Source organism: Rhizobium sp. PEPV16, from assembly GCF_008919455.1.
Taxonomy (GTDB): domain Bacteria; phylum Pseudomonadota; class Alphaproteobacteria; order Rhizobiales; family Rhizobiaceae; genus Rhizobium; species Rhizobium leguminosarum_Q.
In genome coordinates, this window is sequence record NZ_VSZV01000258.1 from 13,338 (window position 1) to 18,685 (window position 5,348).

At 60.3% G+C, this 5,348-nt stretch carries 5 protein-coding genes; 2 read left to right on the plus strand and 3 right to left on the minus strand.

Annotation, left to right across the window (positions count from 1 at the left end; genetic code table 11):
* The 3 genes from FY112_RS10345 to FY112_RS10355 all read right to left on the minus strand — a co-directional run.
* On the minus strand, positions 1-935 hold a 935-nt coding region (locus tag FY112_RS10345; RefSeq protein WP_151518337.1), incomplete at its 3' end, for an ABC transporter substrate-binding protein.
* A gap of 67 nt (positions 936-1,002) precedes the next feature.
* A complete protein-coding gene (locus FY112_RS10350; protein ID WP_151518336.1) occupies positions 1,003-1,797 on the minus strand; it encodes a pyrroline-5-carboxylate reductase dimerization domain-containing protein in 795 nt (264 codons plus the stop codon).
* Between the two features lie 10 nt (positions 1,798-1,807).
* Positions 1,808-2,437, minus strand: coding sequence for a TetR/AcrR family transcriptional regulator (locus FY112_RS10355; protein ID WP_094087738.1), 630 nt, complete (start codon positions 2,435-2,437; stop codon positions 1,808-1,810).
* Positions 2,438-2,584: 147 nt separating this feature from the next.
* Between FY112_RS10355 and FY112_RS10360 the strand changes: the two genes are divergently transcribed.
* Positions 2,585-4,621 (plus strand): NADH:flavin oxidoreductase, encoded by a 2,037-nt coding sequence (locus FY112_RS10360; RefSeq protein ID WP_017956861.1) that lies wholly within the window; start codon positions 2,585-2,587, stop codon positions 4,619-4,621.
* A 48-nt stretch (positions 4,622-4,669) separates the two neighbouring features.
* Positions 4,670-5,281 (plus strand): dimethylsulfoniopropionate lyase, encoded by a 612-nt coding sequence (locus FY112_RS10365; RefSeq protein WP_017956860.1) that lies wholly within the window; start codon positions 4,670-4,672, stop codon positions 5,279-5,281.
* Positions 5,282-5,348 lie beyond the last annotated feature (67 nt).

Consider the following 5,348-nt stretch of genomic DNA (forward strand, 5'->3'; position numbering starts at 1 on the left):
TCTTTGAGGAAGTGCTTGGCACCGTCCTCGCCGGTCGCCTGGTTGTCGGTCATCCACGCCATGAGCTTGTTGACCGTGTCGTTGCTCCAGGAGCGCTTCGTCAGGTAGTCCATGACTTCCGGGCCGACCTTTTCCGAGAAAGGCTTTGCAACGAGGGTTACGATCTTGTCGACCGGCCATGCATTCGGCTTCGGGTCGGGGCAATCGGCGACCGTATTGCAGCGCTTCCATTCGGCGGCGTCGTTCGGCACGCCGGCTTCCAGCTTGACCATTTCATACTTGCCGAGCAGCGCGGTCGGCGCCCAGTAATAGCCGGCCCAGCCTTCCTTGCGTTCGTAAGCCTTGGAGATCGAACCATCGAGGCCGGCAGCCGAGCCGGTATCGACGAGGGTGAAGCCGGCCTTGTCGGCTTCGAAGGCCTTGTAGAGCTGCGTGGTCACCACGGTGCCGCCCCAGCCCTGCGGTCCGTTGTAGATCGCGCCCTTCTTCGGATCCTCAGGAGCGGGGAAGAGTTCCGGATGTTTCAGCACGTCGCCGATGGTCTTGATGTCGGGATGGGCATCGGCCAGATATTTGGGAATCCACCAGCCCTGGACGCCGCCATCGGGCAGCGGAGAGCCGACCTGGACGATCCGGCCTTCTTCCGTTCCCTTCTTGACGACATCGGGCAGCAGGTCGATCCATGCTTCCGGTGCGATGTCCGGCTGGCCCTTTTCGGCCATCGAGGTAATCGTCGGGACGGTATCGCCGACGGTGATTTCGGCCTCACAGCCATAACCTTCGTTCAGGATGAACTTGTCGAGGTTGGAGAGAACCTCTGCACTCTGCCAGTTCATGCTGGCGATGGTGACAGTGCCGCATTCGGCGGCGCTGGCGAAAGACGCCCCGCCGATCAGGCCGAACGTCAGACATGTCGATGCGAATAGTTTTTTCATTCTCGTTCCCTCTGTTTAGCGGCCGGTTTTGCTGAGCGGGGCGCCGCAGGACCCACTCCAACGGTTGTCAGGAAGCGTCTCCCATACTCACCGATTTCTTGAATGCTGCCGATAGCCCTTCCGCAACCGAAGCGTTGAACCCCGCAGCGCACATGCCTTCGATGGCTGCCGCCGTGGTTCCGCGATAGCCGAGAAAGGTTTGAACGACATCGTCAGGAGATTCGTCTTGACGCTCCAGCAGGCGGCCGGCGCCTGTGATCACCGTGTTCACGGCGCGGCGCGCAATCTCCGCCGGCAGGCCATTTGCGACGGCGTCGCGGATCATGGCGGCCGCGAGCAGCGCCGGGAATGCCGGTCCGGACCCGGAAAGACCGGTGAGGTAATCAATGTCGCTTTCCCTTGCGACCTCGTCCTCAGATCCGCATGCCTGAAAAATCGCGCGGACGAGGGCCCGGTCGTCTTCGGTGACATCGCTCGCGCCAATCCACGGCGTATAGGACTTGGCCACTTCGGCGGCGGCATTGGGCAAAGCGCGGATAACGCGGCCGGTGTTGTGGCGCTCGGAAAGTGCGTCCAGACGGATGCCCGCCATGACTGAGATGACGAGCTTGCCGCCGGCATCGACATCAAGAGTATGCCAGTCATCAGGACGGACGGAGAGGACGATCACGTCCGAGCGGTCGGCAAGTGCCTGATTGTCGGTGGTCAAAAAAGAATTCGGGAAACGGTGTGGCTGCTGGCTGCGATAGGAGAGGGAGAGATTTCGAGGTTCGACCAGGCCGGCATCAAGGATCGAGCCGGCGATTGCTCCGCCCAGCCAACCGCCGCCGCCAATGATGCCGATCCTCAAGGAAACGCTCATCCAGCTCTCCCTAACCGGGCCTGTAGCCATGCCGCGAGAAGAAGCGATCGAGCTCCCTCTGTTGCGGCACTTCGCCGGTGTAGATCGCGATATATTCGGGAATCCGTTTCATGCGGACGGCGAGTTCCTCCTTGGCTTGCATGGAGATATATCCGATCTGCACGAGGTAAGTTGTTCGCGCTCGGACATCTGATGTCGCTTCTGGTAGCCCAAACCGGATAAACATCCGCTTGAGCGCATCAAGCCGGAGCTGATCGGCTTGCCGGACCTCGGCGAGAATCTCGTCGGACTGCAGCGCCCAACTGCGCACGGCGAATTCGAACCTGGCGTCGAACAGATCATTGTTGAGCCAGCAGTCGAAGACGTTGAGCATCGCCTCGGCAAGCGATTCCGCGTAGGCTTCGGACTGCTTGACGATGTTGCCGGTGTTTTTATCGCGCCACCGCGCCACGAGCCCGGCCAGCAGCTCTTCCCGGTCCTTGAAAAACCAGTAGAAACTCGTGCGCGAGAGATTGAGCTTCTTCGCCAGCGGCAGAATTTTCACCGAATCCACGCCGGAATCCAGCAGCGCGTGGTAAGCTGCTTCCAGCCATCCCTCCTGTGATCCGCGCCAGCCAGTGTCGTTCAAAGCCTGATCCATGGGCTATCTCCTATCAAATTATCAAGCCGCGCACAAGAAAAATGTACATCAGTGTCGAAAACAACGACCCAGTTGTTTTCAATGTTGACACATATGTACATTGTGCTTAGCGTCTGCTCTGACGTTTTTAATCCGGAACCACGGCCCATGTCGAACGATCCCCTTCTTCAACCCTACCAGCTCAAGCATCTGACGCTACGCAACCGTATCATCGTGACCTCCCACGAACCGGCCTATCCGGAAGACGGCATGCCGAAGGAGAGGTACCGTGCCTATACGGTGGAGCGGGCAAAGGGCGGGGTGGCCTTGACGATGACGGCGGGCTCGGCCGCGGTTTCCAGAGACAGCCCGCCGGTCTTCAACAACCTGCTCGCCTATAAGGACGAGATCGTACCCTGGGTCCGGGAAATGACCGACGCCGTGCATGAAGAGGGCGCGGCGATCATGATCCAGCTCACCCATCTCGGCCGGCGCACGCGCTGGGACAAGGGCGACTGGCTGCCTGTCGTGGCGCCATCGCATCAGCGCGAGGCGTCCCACCGCGCCTTCCCGAAGAAGATGGAAGATTGGGACATCGAGCGCATCATCAAGGATTTCGCCGACGCTGCCGAGCGCATGAAGGCAGGCGGCATGGACGGTGTCGAACTGGAAGCCTACGGCCACCTGATCGATCAGTTCACGTCTCCGCTCACCAACGAGCTCGACGGTCCCTATGGCGGCTCGCTCGACAACCGTTTGCGCTTCTGTTTCGATGTCTTCAAGGCGATCCGGCAAAGGGTGGGGAACGACTTCATTCTGGGTGTGCGCTACACCGCAGACGAATGTCTTCCCGGCGGCACCGGCAAGGGCGACGGCATCGAAATTTCCAAGCGCCTGAAGGAAAGCGGCCTGATCGATTACCTGAACGTGATCCGCGGTCACATCGATACCGATGCGGGTCTGACCGACGTGATCCCGATCCAGGGCATGGCGAATTCACCGCATCTCGATTTCGCCGGCGAAATTCGCGCCGCAACCGATTTCCCGACCTTCCACGCGGCGAAAATCCCTGACGTCGCCACCGCGCGCCACGCGATCGCCTCCGGCAAGGTCGACATGATCGGCATGACCCGCGCCCACATGACCGACCCGCATATCGTCCGCAAGATCATCGAAAAGCGGGAAGACGATATTCGTCCCTGCGTCGGCGCCAATTACTGTCTCGATCGCATTTACCAGGGCGGGGCGGCCTTCTGTATCCATAATGCAGCCACCGGCCGCGAACTGACCATGCCGCATATCGTGGCAAAGGCAGACACCAAGAAAAAGGTCGTCATCGTCGGCGCCGGCCCGGCTGGTCTGGAAGCGGCGCGCGTCGCCGGAGAGCGCGGCCACCAGGTCGTGGTTTTCGAAGCGGCGAACAATCCCGGCGGTCAGATCCGCCTTACCGCTCAAAGTGAGCGCCGCAGGGAGATGATCAGCATCATCGACTGGCGCATGAGCCAGTGCGAGAAATACGACGTCACCTTCCACTTCAACAGCTGGGCGGAAGCCGATACCATCGAGGCCGAGAATCCCGATGTCGTCATCATCGCGACCGGCGGCTTGCCGCATACCGAGGTTCTCGCCAGTGGCAACGACCTGGTGGTCTCCTCATGGGACATTATCTCCGGCGACGTGAAGCCTGGAACCAACGTGCTGATCTTCGACGATGCCGGCGACCATGCCGGCCTTCAGGCGGCCGAATTTCTCGCCAAGGCAGGCGCCAAGGTCGAGATCATGACGCCGGACCGGTCCTTCGCGCCCGAGGTCATGGCCATGAACCTGGTGCCCTATATGCGGTCGCTGCAGAAGCACGACGTGACCTTCACCGTCACCTATCGTCTCGAAGCCGTCGAAAAGAGCGGCAACCAGCTCGTCGCCCATGTCGGCAGCGATTACGGCGGGATTGCCAGGCAGCACAGCTTCGACCAGATCGTCGTCAATCATGGGACCATTCCGCTCGACGAGCTCTATTTCGAACTGAAACCCAGCTCGAGCAATCTCGGCGAGATGTCGCACGACCAGCTTCTTTCCGGAGAACCTCAGTCAGTGATCCGCAATCCTGATGGCAAGTTCCAGCTGTTCCGGATCGGGGATGCGGTCGCCGCACGCAACACGCATGCCGCTGTCTATGACGGGCTGCGCATTGCGAAAGATATCTGATCGCAAGAGCGGACCGCTTGCCGGCCGATCGTCTCGGGAGGTGATGACATGAGTTCACGCAATGAAAGCCTCCAGGTTTTCCTGGACGCGACTTTTGTGGCTTTCGATCAGTTCGCGAATGCCCCGGAAGCCCGCCGCTCGGTCCGTCAGATTTTTGCGGCGCTCGAGCGCCCAGGAGCCGCGCGGGCGGGAGAGGGAAGCCGATTGCCCGTGTGCGCTCAGCTTGATGTGGCGCTTTCGGTCGATACGTCCTATCCTTCGCTGATGCGTTTGATCGAGGGGTTCAAAGGCATCGAGCCAATGCTTGAATGGCGCCGGCGCAGCAAGTATGACCACACGGCCAGCGGCAATTTTGTCGATGGGCATGCCAACGCCATGATTATCGGCCCGGGAGGATTGGAGGAGCGGAGCGACCTGTGGATCGGCGTGACTTTGATGGCGCCTCACGTGCGCTATCCCGATCACGACCATGCGCCCGAGGAAGTCTATCTCGTGCTTTCCGAGGGAGAGTTCCAGCAGGGGGAAGGTGACTGGTTTTCGCCTGGTATCGGCGGATCCTTCTACAATGTCCCCGACATCAAGCATGCCATGAGGTCGCTCGACACGCCGCTCTTCGCCTTCTGGGCATTACTTGCCGAACGGCCAGCAGTTTTGAAATAAAGGGGGTTGCCCATGAAAATTCTCGTCCCAGTCAAACGGGTTGTCGACTACAACGTGAAGATCCGGG

What these genes read in the sequence shown, in the direction of transcription:
- FY112_RS10350 (WP_151518336.1), bottom strand. Translation starts at nt 1,797, where the DNA reads ATGAGCGTTTCCTTGAGGATCGGCATCATTGGCGGCGGCGGTTGGCTG.
- FY112_RS10355 (WP_094087738.1), bottom strand. Translation starts at nt 2,437, where the DNA reads ATGGATCAGGCTTTGAACGACACTGGCTGGCGCGGATCACAGGAGGGA.
- FY112_RS10360 (WP_017956861.1), top strand. Translation starts at nt 2,585, where the DNA reads ATGTCGAACGATCCCCTTCTTCAACCCTACCAGCTCAAGCATCTGACG.
- FY112_RS10365 (WP_017956860.1), top strand. Translation starts at nt 4,670, where the DNA reads ATGAGTTCACGCAATGAAAGCCTCCAGGTTTTCCTGGACGCGACTTTT.